Consider the following 16,026-nt stretch of genomic DNA (forward strand, 5'->3'; position numbering starts at 1 on the left):
CCTCGCGGACCGGCGCGCAAACGTGCCAACGCTTGAAAAAGCGGGCGCTCGTGGACGTCGTGGTCAGGCCGTCGTGCTGACGAACAGGCCGCTCGCGGCGCCCGAGCCCTGCTGCTGCAGGTTGCTCGCGAGCGTCGTGAGGAATTGCTGAAGCTCGGACGTCGTGCCGCTCGACGAACTGCTCGACGAGGCGCCCATGGCCGCCAACAGGTTCTGGAAGTCGGACGTCAATTCGCTATCCGAACTGTTACTGCTTGATGAGCTGCTGCTTGCCGTGCTCGAATCGGAGGACGTGCTGCTCGAAGCCGACGAAAGCGACTGCGCGAGGTTCGAGATCGCCGAGGCGAGATCGCTGCCGTAACCGCCTGCCGACGAGGGCGGCGGAGGCGGCGGCGGGGGCATCATCGCTGCCGCAGTGGTCGTCGTGCTCGTATCGCTCGACGTGGACGACGTGCTGGAACTGGAAGCCGACGTCGCCGACGTCGCGCTTGCCGACGACACCGCGCTGCCGTTGCTGCTGTCGTCCGTGGCCGTCGTGGTGACGCCGCTCTGTTGTGCGGCGGCCTGGAACAGCGCGCCGAGGAATTGCTGAAGCGCGGCGGCAAGCGCATCGGCCGAGGTGGACGACGTGCTGGACGTCGAATCGGTGGAGCTGGAAGAAGAATCGGAACTGGCGGTGCTCGCGGACGCGCTGGCCGTGCTGTCCGTGGTGAAGCCGAGCGACGAGAGCGCCGAGGCAATGGCGGCGGCAAGCGGATTGACGTTGTTCGAGTCCGACGAGGCGTCCGAAGCCATGGGCATGCCCGACAGCTGGCTGGTGCTCGTGTTTTGCCCGTCAGCCTGGTAAGCGGCCCACGTCGAATAGAGTGAGTTGGAGCTGGATAACGCGCTTATCGACATGTTTAACCCCCCGGTGAATGTGCGATATGGTCGATGCCCGACCGAGACGGCTGGTCTGGCCACTCAGTCGGCGCAATCGTATGTCGTCTTTCGCCGCGGGGGGCGGCTTTGTAATTCGAGGAAAGAGTTCAGGTAAGGAATGCGTGCAATCCTTACTTTTCCTTTCCTCAGGCTGCTTCGTCGCGCACCGGCGGCGCGAAGCGCAGCGCTACCGCAATGCGGTTCCATGCATTGATATTCGCCACGGCGGCGGTCAAGAATGCCATCTGCTCGCCGGGAAACTGGCGCGCCACGTCCTCGTAGAGCGCGTCGCTCACACCGTCATGGAGCTTTGCGGTCAGCGCTTCCGTGTAAGCCAGCGCGGCGCGTTCACGCTCGCTGAAGTATTCCGGCGCCTCGTGCCATGCGGCCACGAGATCGAGCTTGACGCGCGGCACGGCTTTCTCGCGCGCAATGTTGAGGTGGTACTGAATGCAGAACGCACAGCCGTTGATTTGCGAGGCGCGGATTTTCAGCAGCTCGGTGAGCGGCTTTTCGAGCCCCGAGGCGTCGACCGCCTTGCTCATGGCGGAGAGCGCGGCGGCCACCGGGGCGGCGTCGCGTACGAAGGTTTCGTAAGCAATGCGGGTAGACGTGCTGGACATGACTGGACCTCGCGAAGTTTGGCCGTTAATATCAGAGCACGAACATCATATTCGAACTCTGACATCATGCGCAAGACGGCGAAGAAAGACCCGGCTTTGGAAAGGGGCGGACCCACGAGCGCCATTCCGGCGGTCGGCGAGGGCAAGCGCGGCGAGGCGGGCTATTTCGGCTACCTGCTGCGCCAGGCGGGCGGGGCGCACCGTTTGCGCATGGAACGCGCGCTCGACGATCTCGGCATTACGCCGCCGCAATTCGTCGTGCTGACCATGCTGGCCGCCTACCCCGGCATTTCGGGCGCCGATCTCGCGCGGCTCGCGGCGCTCACGCCGCAAACGGTGAGCGTGATCGTCGCGAATCTGGAGCGTGGCGGCGCGATCGTGCGTCGCCCGCACGCGGTGCATGGGCGCATTCAGCAGATCGACGTGACCGATGCGGGCGAAGCGCTGCTCAGGCAGTGCCGCGCGCGCGTGAAGAAACTGGAGGCGCGCATGGCCGCGGGCTTCACGGCCGAAGAGGAGCAGGTGATAAGGCGCTGGCTGGTGAGCGTCGCACGCGAGGACGACGCGGGCTGAATGCAGCCGCGCGCGACTGCGCGTTACTGCGTAGCGCCCTTCGTTTGCGCGAGGCTGCACGCATGGTCGAGCAGGCCTTCCGCCGTGCCGGTGCCGCCATCGACATCGAGCCCGCTGTTGACGACGAGCCAGCCGTCGCGTTTTGCATCGGGGCCTGCGCCCGTCACGAGTATCGTCTGCACGGCCATGGTCTGTTGCGGACCGAGATCGCGCTCGACCACGCGAAACGGATTGTTGTTGTCCGAGAGGCTCGTCACGCGCGTGACGCGGTAGCGCGAGCCGTCGAGCGTGGTCCAGCGCCACGTGCCCGGCGCGATGCCGCCATACGGCGCGAGCGCTTTCGTGATGTCGGGGCGCATGCAATCGACGTGGATATGCAGTTGATTCTGCGTGCGGCGCTCCGAGGAATTGATCTCGAGGCCGAGCTGGTCGCCGGCGAGCGGCATGCCGACCTTCGCCTCCACGAAGCGTCCCGCGCCCCATGCGCCGACCCAGTATTCGGGCGCGCCGCCGTAGAGAATCTCGGGGCTCTCGATGCCGGCCACGCGGTCGGTGGGAATCACGAGATACTGCGCGCGCCCTGCGATGTCCTTGAGCACGGCATAGCGCTTCTGGAAATCGACGGTGGTGCAGGGGCCGGGCTGGCCCTTGTCGCGCATGTTCGGCACGCACTGGCCGCCGACGACCTTCCAGAGACCGTTGGAATCGACCGCGGAGAGGCGCACACAGGCGCCGGTCGCGGCGAGCGCAACGACGGCCGCCGTGGCGACGGCAAGCCGGGACATCCGCATGAAAGGGGCAAGGCGCAAGGATCGCATCGGCACGAAGTGTCTGGGTTCACTCGATCAAACGCGCCGCGCTGCGAAGCCTGTACACGTCGCGGCGCGACGCAGCGCGCAGTGTAGCGCAATGCCCGTGACAGTCGCTTGTGCGCGGTTGGCGCGGCTTATTTGCGGCGCGGATGAAACGTCACCGGTTGCGTGTTCGAGGCGTCCGTTGCCGCCGGCGTCGGTCCGCACGTTCCGCAGGTGCCGCAGCCGTCGCCGCAATCGCCGGTCGCGCCTTTGGGCTGCACGAAGCGACCGAGGCGCTGCATGAATGCACTCCGTTGCGGGCGCAACAGTGCGGCGGCCATGGCGGCCTGCACGCGCGTAGCCGTTTTCGGCGCGAGCTTGCGCAGCGTATAGACGAAGCTCGCGGCCACGAGCAGCGCGATCACTGCATATTGCGCGACGAGTCCGGCGCTCATACGAAATGCCTCGCGATCTGATACGTGACGAACGAGGCCGCGTAGGCCACGACGAACATGTAGCCGAACGACACCACGACGGCGCGCCACGAGCGCGTTTCGCGGCGGATCACGGCGAGCGTGGACATGCATTGCGGTGCGAATGCGAACCACACCATCAGCGAGAGCGCGCTGGCGAGCGAGAAGTTCTGCGCGAGCGTGTGGCCGAGCGCGGCGGTATCCGCGTCGCCGCCCGCCACCGAGTACACCGTGGCGAGCGCGGCCACCGCCGTTTCGCGCGCGGCGAACGCGGGGATCAGCGAAAGGCTCATTTGCCAGTTGAAGCCGAGCGGCGCGAACGGCCATTGCAGCGCGCGGCCGAGATAGCCGGCGATGGAGTAATCGATGGCGGGCTGCGTCGCGCCTGCGGGCGGCGAGGGGAACGTGGAGATGAACCACATCAGCACCGTGAGCGCGAGGATGATGCCCGTGAGGCGCTTGAGGAAGATTGCGCCGCGCTCCCACAGGCCGATGGCGACGTCGCGTGCGCGCGGCAGCCGGTACGAGGGCAGCTCCATGAGCAGCGCGTGTTCGCGGTGGTCGCGGCGCAGCTTCTTCATGACCCAGCCCACCGCCATCGCGCCGACGATGCCGGCGGCGTAGAGCGCGAAGAGCACGAGGCCCTGCAGGTTGAACACGCCGAAGATCATGCGGTGCGGAATGAAGGCGCCGATCAGCAGCGCATAAACGGGCAAGCGCGCCGAGCACGTCATGAGCGGCGCGACGAGGATCGTGGCGAGCCGGTCGCGCGGGTCGGAGATGCTGCGCGTGCCCATCACGCCGGGAATCGCGCACGCGAAGCTCGACAGCAGCGGGATGAACGAGCGCCCGGTGAGACCCACCGCCACCATCATGCGGTCGAGCAGGAAGGCCGCGCGCGGCAGGTAGCCCGACTCCTCCAGCACGAGGATGAAGAAGAACAGCACCAGAATCTCGGGCAGAAAGCCGAGCACAGTGCCGACGCCGCCGAACAGCGCGTCCGTCACGAGGCTGCGCAGCGGGCCGTCGGGCAGCGCCGCGCCGGCGGCCGCGCCGAGCCAGGTGAAGCCGTCGCCGATGGCGTCGGTGAGCGGCTTGCCGAGCGAATACACGGCCTGGAACACGAGGAACATCACGAACGCGAGGATCAGCGGGCCGAGGACGGGGTGCAGCGCGAAGCGGTCGATGGCGTCGTCGCGCGCGTCGGTGGCGCGCGGCATCGTCACGGCGCTCGCGAGGATGGCGCGCACCGTGCCGTGCAGGTCGTCGTTGGCCGCTGCTGCTTGCGTCTGCGGTGTTTCAGCCGTCGTGCGCTCGATCAGCTCGATGAGCGCTTGCGCGCCGCCGCGCCGCACGGCCACGGTTTCGACCACGGGCATGCCGAGCTGGCGCGCAAGCTCCGCCACGTTCACCTCGACGCCGCGGCGCCTGGCGGCGTCCATCATGTTCAGCGCGAGCACCATCGGGCGTCCCATGCGCTGCACTTCGAGCACGAAGCGCAGATGCAGGCGCAGATTCGTCGCGTCGGCCACGCAGACGATCAGATCCGGCGCGGCCTCGCCCGGGTAGCGGCCGAGCAGCACGTCGTGCGTCACGCGCTCGTCGGGGCTCGTCGAATTGAGGCTGTACGCGCCCGGCAGATCGAGCAGCTGCACCTTGCGCCCCGAGGGCGTAGCGAAGCGCCCCTCCTTGCGCTCGACCGTCACGCCCGCGTAGTTGGCGACCTTCTGGCGCGCACCGGTCAGCAGATTGAAGAGCGCGGTCTTGCCGCAGTTGGGATTGCCGACGAGCGCCACGCGCAGCGGCGTAACCGGGACCAGGCTCATTGCGCGGTCTCCCCGTTCGTCGTCACGCTCACGCGCTGCGCTTCCGCGCGGCGCAGGGCAAAGCGGGTCGAGCCGATCTGCACGAGCAGCGGGTCCGCGCCCCAGGGTGCGCGCGCAACCACGCGCACGGGCTCGCCCGCAACGAAGCCGAGGTCGCGCAGACGCTGCGCGATCGGGTCGGGGGCATGGATATCCTCGACACGCTCAACGAGGGCGGTCGCTCCTTTGGACAGATCGGTCAGACGCATAGGTGGAGGGCTTGCTTACAACGAATGAGAACCGTTCTCATTGTAGCGGCAGCGCGGTCGTTGTGGCGGCAAATGCGCCTTGGGTCCGTCGAGGTGGGCGGGGAACCCGCGGCCGACGCGGGGTAGCGGCGGCGCGTGCGCTCATGTGCCGCAGTTGCGCGCGGTGTCCGGCGCGAAGGCGGTTTATTCCGGATCGCTAATCAAACGATCGGCGCGGCAAGCATGCGCCGCGCGGCGTGCTCGTTGCCAGGGTGGCCCGTGCGCTCAAATTTCCGGCGCAGGCAGCGTCCCGAGAATCGCTTCGAACGCGAGACCGATCGCGAGCAGCCTGCGGTCGCCGCCGGCCGGTCCGTCGAGTTCGAGCCCGACTGGCAGGCGCGCGTCGACAAGGCCCGCGGGCAGCGCGAGGCCCGGAATGCCGGCGTTGCTCGCCGGATCGGTGTTGCGCAGATACGCCTCCATCTCGTCGATCGGCGCCGCGCCGTCGATCGACACGCGAGACGATCCGTTTAGTTCGTCGATCGGCACGGCGGCGAGCCGCGTCGTGGGGAAGAGCAGCGCGTCGAGGCCGCTGGCCGCGAAAGTCTGCGCATAGAGCTGCTGCAGACGCGGCCGCCACACCGTCATTGCGCTGTGATAGTCGCCGCGGCGCGCGTCGGCGAGCACCGCGTCGTAGGCCGCACGCACGTCGGGGCTCGCAATGCGCGCGGCGACTTCGGCCACGGTTTGCGCCGGTGCGTGGTTCGCAACGAGCCATGCGGCGAGATCGTCGATGGGCTCGTGCAATGCGATTGCGTAGCTCACTCGGTCGTTCAGCGCGAGCAGCTCGCTCATTTCGACCGGTACGAACGTGATGCCTGCGGCTTCGAGCTTCGCGAGCGCGGCGCGCGCCACGTCTTCGAGCGCGGCTTCGAGGCCTTCCCACAGCGGCGCGGGCAGGCCGATGCGCAGATTCGTCACGGCGGCCGGCGAGAGCGGGCCGTGCCCGGTGATCACGGCGTCGAGCAGTGCGACATCGGCTACCGTGCGCCCCATCGGCCCGACCGTGTCGCGCGTATGGCTGATCGGCACGACGGCCTGTGGGTCGTGATAGCGGCGTTGCGTGCCGCCGTCGCCCACGCTCGGGCGCAGGCCGACAATGCCGCACAGCGCGGCGGGAATGCGCGTGGAGCCGCCGGTGTCGGTGCCGAGTCCGGCGGGCACGATGTGCGCCGCAATGGCGGCTGCGGTGCCGCCGGAGGAGCCGCCCGGAATTCGTTCGGGATCCCAGGGGTTGCGCACGGGCCCCGCATGCGGCGCGAGATTCGTGCTGGTGATGCCGAACGCCAGTTCGTGCATATTGGCCTTGCCGAGCAGGATCGCGCCGGCATCGACGAGGCGCTGCACCGAAGGCGCGTGGCGCGCGGGCACGAAGCCTTCGAGCGCGGGCGTGGCCGCCGAGGTCTGCAGGCCGCGCGTATTGATGTTGTCTTTCACGACCACGGGCAGTCCGGCGAGCGGCAGTCGCGCACGCTCGCTGGCGCCGAGCGCGTCGATGCGCTGCGCGGCGGCGAGCGCGCCTTCCACGTCGAGCACGGTTAGCGCGTTGAGGTTGGAGAGCGCCTGCGCGCGCGCGAGCAGCGTCGCGACGTAGTCGGCGGCCTTCAGTTGTCCGGCATGGATCGCCTCGACGGCTTCGGTCGCGCTCAGTTCAAGTTGCTGGTCGACAGTCCAGGTCATGCAGCGTTCTCCTCGTGCGGCTATACAGCCATGCTAACAACGCACGCGTTTTGCGTTGTGGCGCTACTTCTTCAAGAGGCGCAGCGCGAAGCGTGCGAGCGTGGGCACGAGCGTCGGCCGCAAGAGGCGCGCGTCGTAGCCGCTCATGCGCGCGTCGTTTTCTTCGAGGCAGAGCTCGATCATCTCGCGCGGTTCGAGCGAGTCGCCCAGCACCTCGCGGTTCGCAGGCAGGAAGTTCGAGTCGCGCGCGTTGCCGCTGGCGTCGATGCCTCGCGCGATCGCAAGCCGCTCCCACACCAGCATGAACCAGATGGCGGCCACGCGCACGGAATGCCACGGCCTGCGCCACCAGGGCATGGTCTTGCGATACCACGCCACCCAGTTGACGAAGAAGAGGATATGGCGCGCCTCTTCCTGAATCACCGGTTCAAAGGTGTCGACGAGGTCTGGCGGGAAAAAGCCCGAGCGCTGCGCCGAGCGAAACAGGCCGAACGCGAAGAAGCTGTCGATGCACTCGCTATAGCCGGTGAACATCCACGCCCATTCCGCCTTTCTGGGCGGCGGGTATGCGGGTTCAGGCGCAAGTTCGATGCCGTAGGCCTGCACGAGATGCGAGAGCACGACCTTGTGGCGCGCTTCCTCGGCCGCATCCATTTCGATTGCTTCGCGCAGCAGCGGGTCGCACAGGGTTTGCGCATAAGTCAGCACGCGGATGGAGGCGCGGCCTTCGGTTTGCACCGCCATGTCCCAGATCGGCAGCGATGTGAGGCGGTGGAGCGCGTCGGGCTCGAGCTTCGGCCAGTCGAGCACGGCGGGGCGGTACGGGTCGTGGGTGTCGAGCAGCATCCGGCAGAACATCTTGCGGTGTTCGTCCGATCCGATCCTGATGGGCCCTGGCGTGCCGTGAGTCCAGCGCCGCAGCGCGGCGTCCTGGTCGGAGAGGAAGGCTGCGCCTTCGTCCGGATGCGTCAGGGTTTCGGACATGAGCATCTAATCTGAAGGGGGTATGACTCCTATTCTGTCACAACCGTAAGGAAGCATGCGCGCTCACGCGCAGCGGCGCTGCTGGTCGATCCACATGCGCGCCCAGCGGCAGGCGTAGGCGAGCGCGTGCCTTTCTTCGAAGAAATAATCGAGTTCGTCGAACGAATGCTGCGCGCCCGGTTGCGTGCCAATGGTGAGATTGGCGGCGAAAAGGCCGTTCGGGAGCTGCCGCGCGCTGGGGGCGACGACATAGCCTTTGTAGCGTAGTGGAGTGTTCATGGCCGCGCTTCCTGCTGATCTTCTGCTGATTTGCCCGGGTTCTCGTTCTCGGTGGCGCGTGTGTTTTGCTGCCCACTCACTGTGCCGACACGGACCAGCGTACGGGCCGCCATGTGTCGATGGAACCAATCATTCGTCGCAAGCAAATCACGTGTGGCCTGGAACGGTCAGCAGAATGATCCGGATGAGGCGAGGGGTGCATCCGGCTTCAATGTGGACCGGACGATATGCGGCGTCTGTGGGATGGCGCACGCGATGTGCGCCGCGCGACGCCGGCAATGTGGGTTAGGGAACGTTTCCCGCTCCACGCACTCGACGGCGTGCGGTTGGGCGAGCGGGAGAGGTCGGGCAGCGTCTCAGACAGCGAGGCTCAGGCGCTTTTCGGTGCGCGGCGCGTTGGCGGCCTGTGCGCCGCCGACGCTGTTCAACGCGCTCGCCAGCGGCGCCGCGTAGTGTTCCTGGCCCTGGCCACCGAACGCGAGCGCGAACTGCGCCGCCTGGCGGCCGACCGTTGCGAGCTGTTCGGCGACCTTGGCGTCGGAGCACTGCTGCGCGCTCTCGAAGCGTGTCTCCAGCGTGTTGATGCCCGCGCCGAACGGTGTCGGCCAGCCGCGCAGCGCGTGCGCGATCGCGCGCAGCGAGGTCAGCACCGAGCCCGCGGCCTGCCAGCCATAGGCCGTGACGATGCAGCCCACTGCCCGGCCGTCCAGATAAGGGCGGTCGTCGGCCCGCAGTTCTTCGAGCGTGTCGAGCGCGTTCTTCACGAGCCCCGATACGCCGCCGTGATAGCCGGGCGTCGCGATGATGACGGCGTCGGCGGCGCGCACGGCTTCGATCAGTTCGAGCTGCGCGTCGGTGCGAACGGGGTCTTCGGGTGCGTAATGCGGCAGCGTGTGCAGGAACGTGCCGCCGAATAATTGCGTGCGCGCGCCGGCGTCTTCGGCGCCGCGCAGCGCGAAAGCGAGCGCGCGCTCGGTCGACGAGGCGGCGCGCGTCGTGCCGCCGATGCCCACCACGAGCGGGCGGCGATGCGAATCGGAAATGCTCAAGCGGAACTCCCTGAATTGCGATGAGACCTGGCTCGTGCGGGATCGGGCTACGCAGCCACGAAGCCTGGCAGGCTGGAAAGGGTCATCTTAGAGAGCGCGCCGCACGGCGCGAAACGACTTTTTGTTCTATCCATATGCCGGCGGCGCTACGTTGCGCTGCGCCATGCGGCCCGCAATGCATATGCGAAACCATTGGTTGGACACGAGGCGGGCCGTGGCTAAGATGAAGCCGTCTCCTCCATGACATCTCCTTGACATGGGATTCGGCCCCGCACTTCTCCGGTGACGGGGCTGTTTTTTTCTGGAGACGGGAATGGGCGGCGTTTCGAGGTCTTCGAGGCCGTGATCGCGGCAGCAGCTGCGTGCCGCGTTGTGTGACGTGCTTTGCGCCGCTGACTGCGGCTACGCGCTAGCTCAAACCGTGAGGACGTTGCCGTCGGGGCCGATTTGCGGCGGAATTTCCGGCAGGGTTCCCTTGCCCGGCGCGGTACGCACGGGGGCGCCCGGCGTGACCGGCAGCGTGGGCGCGGGCGCGCGCACGGCCGGTTCGGCGACCTTGCGGGTGGTGAGCTTGTCGGCGGAGGCCAGTTTGTGCTTCGTGCCGTGATGCGCCTTCTTGCCGGCATTGCCCGCATGCGCCGAGGGCGTGCGCGCTTCCGGCGGATTCCAGATCTCGATGTAGTGTTCCCCGGCGATCGCGGTGGACGCGAGGACGCCCAGCAAGGTCCCCGTGATGAAGAATCGCACGTCGTGTTCTCCGTTTCGATGTACAGGCCGGGGCCGCGCCATGCGCCGGGACGCGATGGGGCGGCGTAACCCGGTACGGCGACCGGGCGGCACGAACGGCCGGCTGCACGCACTGTACATTCATACAGGCGCTTATGCAAACGTTTCACGACGTGCGGCGGGCCATGTGTTGCATGGGCGCGCCGCGGCCCTGCGGGGCTTGCGCCGACGCTCAATCTGGCGTGTGCGGGCGGTTCAGGCGTCGAGCGTCGCCCGGATTTGCGCGATCGCGCCGTTCGCGGCCGGGCCGTGTGCGCCGAGCCAGCGCCCGTAGCTGCGCGGCGAGAACGCGAGCGTGAGCACGATCATCGCGCTGATCGATACGGCGAGCATGATCCACGCGCCCGTGAAGCCGCCCGTGAGGTCGCGCACGCGGCCGGCCACGATGGGGGCGAGCGCGGCGATCACGAAGCCCAGACCCTGGACGAAGGCGACGAGGCGCGCGGCCAGGCGATGGTCCGCGCAATGGTCGAGCGCGGTGACGAGCGTGACCGAGAACGTGCCGCCGAGCCCTGCGCCGGCCGCCGCGACCCACAGCAGCGGCGCGGCGTCGGGCCATGCGGCTAGGCCGATCACGCCGACGAGCTGGCCGCACAGGCCCAGAACGAGCCACGGACGCCGGTCCGTGAACGCCGCCGCGGCGAGCGGCAGGAGCAGCGCGCTGGCGGCCTGGAACACGGTCATCGCGGCGAGCAGCGAGCCGCTCGCTTCGACGCTCGCGCCGTGCTGCTGATAGTAGGCGGGCAGCCACGCGACGAGACTCGTATAGCCGCCGTTGACGAGGCCGAAATGCAAACCGAGCGTCCACGCCCGGCGCTTGCGCCAGACCGGCACCGCTACCGCGTCGGCATGCGCCTGCGAGGGCGCGCTGGCGGCGTGCTGCGCGCGCCGGCCTGCGCCGAACCCGCCGTTCAACACGCCCCAGATCGCGAGCGCGGCCAGCGCCGGCAATGCCCAGACGGCCAGCCCCGCATGCCACGACCCGCTGAGCCGCGCGACGAGCGGGCTCAGGCTCGCGCCGAGCCCGCCGCCGCCCATGATCGACGCCGAGAACAGCCCCATTGCGAGCGGCACCTGCGCGGCGAAGCGTTGCTTCATGACGGCGGGCAGCAGCGCCTGGATGGCCGCGACCCCCGCGCCGGCCGCGGCGGCCGTGAGCATGAGCGCGCCGCCGCTGGCGGCGAACGCGCGGGCCGCGCATGCCGCGGCAATCGCCACGAGCCCGAGCGCGACGCCGCGCGTTTCGCCGAGCCGGCGCGCGAGCAAGCCGGTGCCGAACGCGCCGAGCCCCATCGCGACGACGGGCAGGCTCGTGAGCAGCGAAGCGCCGTAGAAGCTCAGGCCGGTGTCGTTGCGAATGGTCGTCATGAGCGGGCTGATCGAGGTGAGCAGCGGCCGCAGATTCAGGCCGATCGCGACGATCGCGGCGTACCACGCAAGCGCGCTGGCCGACCCGCCGGACGGCGTCTGGGAATGATTGGAGCGGTTTTGAGGGTTCAATGCGGTCAACCTTTTTACAGCTATTTGGTTGACCATTATACGAAATAATTGTCAACAATATGGCGACGCTCGCTATCTCCGGCATGGGCGATCGAGTATGGGCGCAGGTCTATATCGCCTCGCCATGCCGCTCGCTACAATGCGACCTGACCCAGCGACCCGACCCAGCTAGCGCGCCTGCCCATGGCCCAATCCTCCCGCCTCGCTCCGCCCCGCGATACCGACGAACCGTCCGATGTCGAAGCGCATGTCTATGCGTCGATTTCTTCCGCGCTGCTCGAAGGCAAGCTCGCGCCGGGCCAGCAACTGGTTGAGCGCGAACTCGCGGCGGCGTTCGGCTGCACGCGCGGCGCGTTGCGCAAGGTGCTGGCGCGCCTCGGCTACGAGGGCAAGCTCGTGCTCGAACCCAATCGCGGCGCGTTCGTGCCGTCGCCCTCGGAGGACGACATCCGCGCCGTGTACCGCGCGCGCCAGGTGGCCGAGGCGGGCGTGATGGTGAGCCTGTGCGGCACGCTCGACGCCGCGATGCGGCGCAAGCTCGCGGCCCACGTGCGCAGCGAGAAGAAGGCGTTGCGCGAGGCGCGCGTGGACGAAGCGGTGCGCCTCGCGGGGCAGTTCCACTTGCTGCTGACCGAGCAGGCGGGCGGTGCCGCGCTCGTCGAAGCGCTGGCGCAACTGGTCGCGAAAACGGAGCTTTACAAGGCCTTGTTCGATCCGTCGAAGGCGTCGATGTGCGCGCCCGACGAGCACGCGCAGATCATCGAGGCGCTCGAGGCGGGGGACCTCGCGGCGGCGCTCGCCACGATGCGTGCGCACCTGGGCGAGCTGGAGGAACGGGTGGTGCAGCAGGCGCGTGCGCGCGCCGGGCGCGATCTCAAGACGGTGTTCGCGGATCTCGCGAACGGCTGAACGCGCAAGGCGCGCATCAGCCCTGATCTACGCGCCGGCGCAACTCCTTCGAAGCGGCGAGCGGGATGCGCGCATCGTCCCACGTGGCGAGCCATTCGATCTCTTTCGCGGCGAACACCTGGCCATGATTGCGCAGCGCGTACTGCAACGAGTCGATGACGTGATTGCGGATGATTTCGGGCGTATGCGGGTCGTCGAGGACGATGCGCAAGGCTTCGAGCGTGGCCATGGTGCGGCTCCGGCGAATGTGGCGACCGCAACGTTATCGCACGACAAAAAAGCGCTTGCCGGGCGAGAAAAAATACCACGCGAAGCGCGCTTCAGTGTCGCGTGCGCCTGAAGATCTCGTACTCCTCGGCGAAGGCTCTCGCAACGGCGGGCCGCTCGCGCACGCGTTGCGCGTAGGTCGCGACGGCCTCCCATTGCGACACATCGATGCCCACGTACGGCGCCCAGTTCAGCACGGTCACGAGATAGGCGTCCGCCACGCTGAATTCGTCGAGCAGGAAGGTGCGCGATTCGAGATGATGCGCGAGCAAGTCGAAGCGGCGCGGGATCTTGCCGCGCGCATAGGCCTTGACGGCCTCGTCCACGTCCTTGCCGAGCAGCGGCACGAACACGGCCTTGTGCAGTTCGGTGCCGATGAAGCCTAGCCATTGTTGCAGACGCGCGCGCTCGCGCGTGCCCGCTGGCGGCGCGAGCCGCGCCTCGGGAAAACGGTCGGCCACCCACGGCAGCACCGCCGAGTTTTCGGTGAGTGTCCAGCCATCGTCCTCGCGCAGCACCGGCACCTGGCCGAGTGCGTTGACCTCGAAGAAGTCGCCGCCTTCGGCGAGCTGCTTCGTGAGCGTGTCGACCTGGATGTAGCGGGCCTGCGCGCCTGCCTCGTAGAGCGCGATGCGCGTGGCGAGCGAGCACGCCAGCGGGGCGAAATACAGATCCATCGTCATCCTCCTTTGCGGGCTATCGGGCTTTTCGAATTTTGTACTATAGTGAACAAAAATCGCCGATCCAATATTTCTATGCAATCCAGTACAAAAAAGGATAGCCGCCCGCGTGGGCGTCCGCGCGCCTACGATCCGCACGAGGCGCTCGCCCGCGCGCGCGATACGTTCTGGCGCAATGGGTATGCAGGCACATCGCTCGACGACCTGAGCGAGGCGACCGGCATGAACCGGCCGAGCCTCTATGGCGCGTTCGGCGACAAGCACGCGCTCTATCTGCAAACCATGGAGCGTTACGTGGAAGCCGGGCGTATGGCGATGGAGTCCGCGCTGGACAGCGCAGTGCCGCTGCGCGAGGCGCTGATGCGCGTATTCGACGGCGCGCTCGGCTGGTATTTGCCGGCGCACGACGCGGCGCGAGGCTGCTTGCTGATCGGCACGGCGGCGGTGGAAGCGGTCAACGACGAGGCGGTACGCGAGCGTCTTGCCGCGGGATTGCGCACCTTCGACAAGGCGTTCGAGCGGCGCCTGCGCGCGGCGCTCGCGCAAGGCGAACTGCCGCCCGATGCCAGCGCGCCGATGCTCGCGCGCCTCGCCTCCGCGCTCTTGCACAGCATGGCGCTGCGCGCGCGGGCCGGCGATTCGCGGGCCTCGCTGCGCGCGATGGCGGTGGCGGGCGTCGCGCTGATCTGCGGCGAAGCGCCGGCTGCGGCCGATGCGCGTCCGGCGCGGCGGCGCGCGAAGTGATATCACGCTGAATGTTGCTGCCGGCGCCCGCTACGCGGGCCCTCACGTCGCTTTCCCTTGTTACACTGGCGCAGTCGCGCAGGGACGGCTTGCGCACTCGAAGAGGGGAACACGATGGTGCGCTACAGGCACTACAAGGGTGGCATTTACGAACTGGTTTGCGAGGCGACGCTCGAATCGGATCCTTCCGTCACGATGATCGTGTATCGCGCGGCGAACGGTACGATCTGGACGCGGCCCTCCAATGTGTTCTTCGAACTCGTCGAGTATGAAGGCGGACTCGTGCCGCGCTTCGCGCCCGTCAACTGATTCTTTTCACACTCGTCTCTTCCACGCTTTAGAGGTTTCGCCGAATGCGTTTACTGATTGCGCTGATCCTGCCCTGGCTCCTGTTCTTCACCATTGGGCGTCCGATTGCGGGCATCGTCTGCCTGATCCTGCAGATCACGCTGATCGGCTGGATTCCGGCCGCGATCTGGGCCGTGTATTCGCTCAGCCAGTTCAAGACCGACCGGAAAATAGAGGACGCGCTCGGCCGCCGCGGCTAAATCCTGGAGCGGGCGTCTACGCGCCGTGCAGAGGCGCGTTGCGCGTTACAACGGTAACCCGTGCTCACAATTCAATAAGAACTTAACGCTGATTCTTCTTTCTTACAAATAGAAAGGAGAGTCAGCTATGTTCAAGTTCGTTCTCACGGTGGGCGCTTTCGCGCTCCTTGCCGGGTGTGCGGTGGCCCCGGGCTACGACTATGGTTACGGCGGCTATGGCCAGCCGTACTCCACCGGTTACTACAGCGGCTACGCGCCGGGCTATGCGCCGACCTATGGCAGTGTGAACATCGGCGTCTGGGGCGGTGGCGGCGGTCGCGATTATCACGGCGGCGACTGGCACGGCGGCGGCGGTGGCTCGCACGGTGGCGGTCCGGGTGGTCACGGTGGGGGCCACGGCGGACCTTGGGGGCCGCCGGGCGGCGGTCATGGAGGCGGCCATGGTGGCGGAGGCCACGGCGGTGGCGGTCACGGTGGCGGCGGACCGGGCGGCCGTTGATCCGCGCCGAGCCGAAAATCCGTTGCAAAACGAATCAGGCCCGCCTCTCTCACGAGGGCGGGCCTGATGCTTTGCACGAGAACCCAGCGTCACAGCCGGGGTTGTCGCGAAACTTACTGGCTCGACTGCGACGTTCCGTTCGTCGACGGGCCGTAAGCCGTCGCGCGCTGCGCTGCGACCTTGGCTTCGGCAGCCTGAATGTTTTCCGGGTAGTGCATCCAGTCGCTCGGATCGTAGCCGGCGGCGCGCAGTTGCGCGAGATCGGCGCGGACTTCGGCGCGGGTCACGGGTTGTTGCTGGGGTTGTGCCTGCGCGAACGCGGCGGCGGGCACGGCAACGATGGCGGCGAGCATTGCTGCCTTCAGAAACGAATTCATGACTAACCTCCGATATTTTTTGTGGGGAGCCATCGCATCGGCGTGGTCCATGCCGACAATGTATGTGGTCGGAGGGTCAGGGTAAATACCTAGAAAACGAATTCAGTGTTTTTCTGACGACAACAATCGGCGTCGAAATCTTCTGAAGTATTGCGCCGCGCGCTTGCAATAAGGCGGGAAGGCCGCAGATCGTCTGGCCCTGAAATCTCGCCGGATTATTGCGAAAT

At 67.4% G+C, this 16,026-nt stretch carries 24 protein-coding genes; 9 read left to right on the plus strand and 15 right to left on the minus strand.

Features of this window, described 5'->3' with window-relative positions; all coding sequences use genetic code 11:
* Positions 1-63 precede the first annotated feature (63 nt).
* Entirely contained in the window at positions 64-198 is a 135-nt protein-coding gene (locus AB4Y42_RS22890) for a hypothetical protein (RefSeq protein WP_281175080.1), read from the minus strand.
* Here AB4Y42_RS22890 and AB4Y42_RS22895 point away from each other — a divergent pair.
* The 3 genes from AB4Y42_RS22895 to AB4Y42_RS22905 are packed head-to-tail and all read left to right on the plus strand — an operon-like array spanning position 197 to position 847.
* Positions 197-361, plus strand: coding sequence for a hypothetical protein (locus AB4Y42_RS22895; protein ID WP_368688531.1), 165 nt, complete (start codon positions 197-199; stop codon positions 359-361). The two genes, AB4Y42_RS22890 and AB4Y42_RS22895, sit on opposite strands and share 2 nt — an antisense overlap.
* A gap of 54 nt (positions 362-415) precedes the next feature.
* A complete protein-coding gene (locus tag AB4Y42_RS22900) occupies positions 416-592 on the plus strand; it encodes a hypothetical protein (RefSeq protein WP_368695424.1) in 177 nt (58 codons plus the stop codon).
* A 36-nt stretch (positions 593-628) separates the two neighbouring features.
* On the plus strand, positions 629-847 hold the full coding sequence (locus tag AB4Y42_RS22905) for a hypothetical protein (protein WP_368695425.1): 219 nt from the start codon (positions 629-631) through the stop codon (positions 845-847).
* 220 nt (positions 848-1,067) lie between these two features.
* Here AB4Y42_RS22905 and AB4Y42_RS22910 read toward each other — a convergent pair whose 3' ends face one another.
* Entirely contained in the window at positions 1,068-1,544 is a 477-nt protein-coding gene (locus AB4Y42_RS22910) for a carboxymuconolactone decarboxylase family protein (RefSeq protein ID WP_368688528.1), read from the minus strand.
* A 66-nt stretch (positions 1,545-1,610) separates the two neighbouring features.
* Between AB4Y42_RS22910 and AB4Y42_RS22915 the strand changes: the two genes are divergently transcribed.
* Positions 1,611-2,117 (plus strand): MarR family winged helix-turn-helix transcriptional regulator, encoded by a 507-nt coding sequence (locus tag AB4Y42_RS22915; RefSeq protein ID WP_368688527.1) that lies wholly within the window; start codon positions 1,611-1,613, stop codon positions 2,115-2,117.
* A 23-nt stretch (positions 2,118-2,140) separates the two neighbouring features.
* Here AB4Y42_RS22915 and AB4Y42_RS22920 read toward each other — a convergent pair whose 3' ends face one another.
* The 10 genes from AB4Y42_RS22920 to AB4Y42_RS22965 all read right to left on the minus strand — a co-directional run bounded on the left by AB4Y42_RS22920 (position 2,141) and on the right by AB4Y42_RS22965 (position 11,775).
* A complete protein-coding gene (locus AB4Y42_RS22920) occupies positions 2,141-2,908 on the minus strand; it encodes a CDP-diacylglycerol diphosphatase (RefSeq protein WP_368695426.1) in 768 nt (255 codons plus the stop codon).
* A gap of 155 nt (positions 2,909-3,063) precedes the next feature.
* Complete coding sequence (locus AB4Y42_RS22925) at positions 3,064-3,366, minus strand: DUF6587 family protein (protein ID WP_368688525.1); 303 nt, start codon at positions 3,364-3,366, stop codon at positions 3,064-3,066.
* Positions 3,363-5,210, minus strand: coding sequence for a ferrous iron transporter B (locus tag AB4Y42_RS22930; protein ID WP_368695427.1), 1,848 nt, complete (start codon positions 5,208-5,210; stop codon positions 3,363-3,365). Before AB4Y42_RS22930 ends, AB4Y42_RS22925 begins: the two co-directional genes overlap by 4 nt.
* The gene (locus tag AB4Y42_RS22935) at positions 5,207-5,458 is read right to left on the minus strand and encodes a FeoA family protein (protein WP_342918972.1); all 252 of its coding nucleotides are present in this window, start codon (positions 5,456-5,458) and stop codon (positions 5,207-5,209) included. Before AB4Y42_RS22935 ends, AB4Y42_RS22930 begins: the two co-directional genes overlap by 4 nt.
* Positions 5,459-5,722: 264 nt before the next feature.
* The gene (gene iaaH, locus AB4Y42_RS22940; RefSeq protein ID WP_368695428.1) at positions 5,723-7,177 is read right to left on the minus strand and encodes an indoleacetamide hydrolase; all 1,455 of its coding nucleotides are present in this window, start codon (positions 7,175-7,177) and stop codon (positions 5,723-5,725) included.
* Between the two features lie 63 nt (positions 7,178-7,240).
* On the minus strand, positions 7,241-8,161 hold the full coding sequence (locus AB4Y42_RS22945; protein WP_368695429.1) for a ferritin-like domain-containing protein: 921 nt from the start codon (positions 8,159-8,161) through the stop codon (positions 7,241-7,243).
* 63 nt (positions 8,162-8,224) lie between these two features.
* Entirely contained in the window at positions 8,225-8,440 is a 216-nt protein-coding gene (locus AB4Y42_RS22950) for a hypothetical protein (protein WP_042266627.1), read from the minus strand.
* Between the two features lie 356 nt (positions 8,441-8,796).
* Entirely contained in the window at positions 8,797-9,489 is a 693-nt protein-coding gene (locus AB4Y42_RS22955) for an NADPH-dependent FMN reductase (protein ID WP_368695430.1), read from the minus strand.
* A gap of 414 nt (positions 9,490-9,903) precedes the next feature.
* A complete protein-coding gene (locus tag AB4Y42_RS22960) occupies positions 9,904-10,236 on the minus strand; it encodes a hypothetical protein (RefSeq protein ID WP_368688519.1) in 333 nt (110 codons plus the stop codon).
* Positions 10,237-10,470: 234 nt separating this feature from the next.
* Entirely contained in the window at positions 10,471-11,775 is a 1,305-nt protein-coding gene (locus tag AB4Y42_RS22965; RefSeq protein ID WP_368695431.1) for a cyanate transporter, read from the minus strand.
* A gap of 183 nt (positions 11,776-11,958) precedes the next feature.
* On the opposite strand from AB4Y42_RS22965, the gene AB4Y42_RS22970 reads away from it, so the two are divergent.
* A complete protein-coding gene (locus AB4Y42_RS22970; RefSeq protein WP_368688517.1) occupies positions 11,959-12,684 on the plus strand; it encodes a GntR family transcriptional regulator in 726 nt (241 codons plus the stop codon).
* 16 nt (positions 12,685-12,700) lie between these two features.
* Here AB4Y42_RS22970 and AB4Y42_RS22975 read toward each other — a convergent pair whose 3' ends face one another.
* Positions 12,701-12,913 carry a hypothetical protein gene (locus AB4Y42_RS22975; RefSeq protein ID WP_069261722.1) on the minus strand — a complete coding sequence of 71 codons (213 nt, stop codon included), beginning with the start codon at positions 12,911-12,913 and terminating at the stop codon, positions 12,701-12,703.
* A 91-nt stretch (positions 12,914-13,004) separates the two neighbouring features.
* Positions 13,005-13,628 (minus strand): glutathione binding-like protein, encoded by a 624-nt coding sequence (locus AB4Y42_RS22980; protein ID WP_368695432.1) that lies wholly within the window; start codon positions 13,626-13,628, stop codon positions 13,005-13,007.
* Between the two features lie 78 nt (positions 13,629-13,706).
* Here AB4Y42_RS22980 and AB4Y42_RS22985 point away from each other — a divergent pair, with 78 nt between their 5' ends.
* From AB4Y42_RS22985 to AB4Y42_RS23000, 4 genes are all read left to right on the plus strand, one after another.
* Positions 13,707-14,375, plus strand: a complete 669-nt coding sequence (locus AB4Y42_RS22985; protein WP_368688515.1) for a TetR/AcrR family transcriptional regulator — start codon at positions 13,707-13,709, stop codon at positions 14,373-14,375.
* 114 nt (positions 14,376-14,489) lie between these two features.
* The gene (locus AB4Y42_RS22990) at positions 14,490-14,684 is read left to right on the plus strand and encodes a DUF1653 domain-containing protein (protein ID WP_028202597.1); all 195 of its coding nucleotides are present in this window, start codon (positions 14,490-14,492) and stop codon (positions 14,682-14,684) included.
* Positions 14,685-14,728: 44 nt separating this feature from the next.
* Positions 14,729-14,923: a YqaE/Pmp3 family membrane protein gene (locus AB4Y42_RS22995; protein ID WP_133185186.1), complete on the plus strand. Its 195-nt coding sequence runs from the start codon at positions 14,729-14,731 to the stop codon at positions 14,921-14,923.
* A 127-nt stretch (positions 14,924-15,050) separates the two neighbouring features.
* The gene (locus tag AB4Y42_RS23000; RefSeq protein WP_368688514.1) at positions 15,051-15,422 is read left to right on the plus strand and encodes a hypothetical protein; all 372 of its coding nucleotides are present in this window, start codon (positions 15,051-15,053) and stop codon (positions 15,420-15,422) included.
* A gap of 113 nt (positions 15,423-15,535) precedes the next feature.
* Here the strand turns inward: AB4Y42_RS23000 and AB4Y42_RS23005 are convergent, their stop codons facing one another.
* Positions 15,536-15,799, minus strand: coding sequence for a DUF4148 domain-containing protein (locus tag AB4Y42_RS23005; protein WP_368695433.1), 264 nt, complete (start codon positions 15,797-15,799; stop codon positions 15,536-15,538).
* Positions 15,800-16,026 lie beyond the last annotated feature (227 nt).

It is taken from the genome of Paraburkholderia sp. EG286B (genome assembly GCF_040965655.1).
GTDB lineage: Bacteria > Pseudomonadota > Gammaproteobacteria > Burkholderiales > Burkholderiaceae > Paraburkholderia.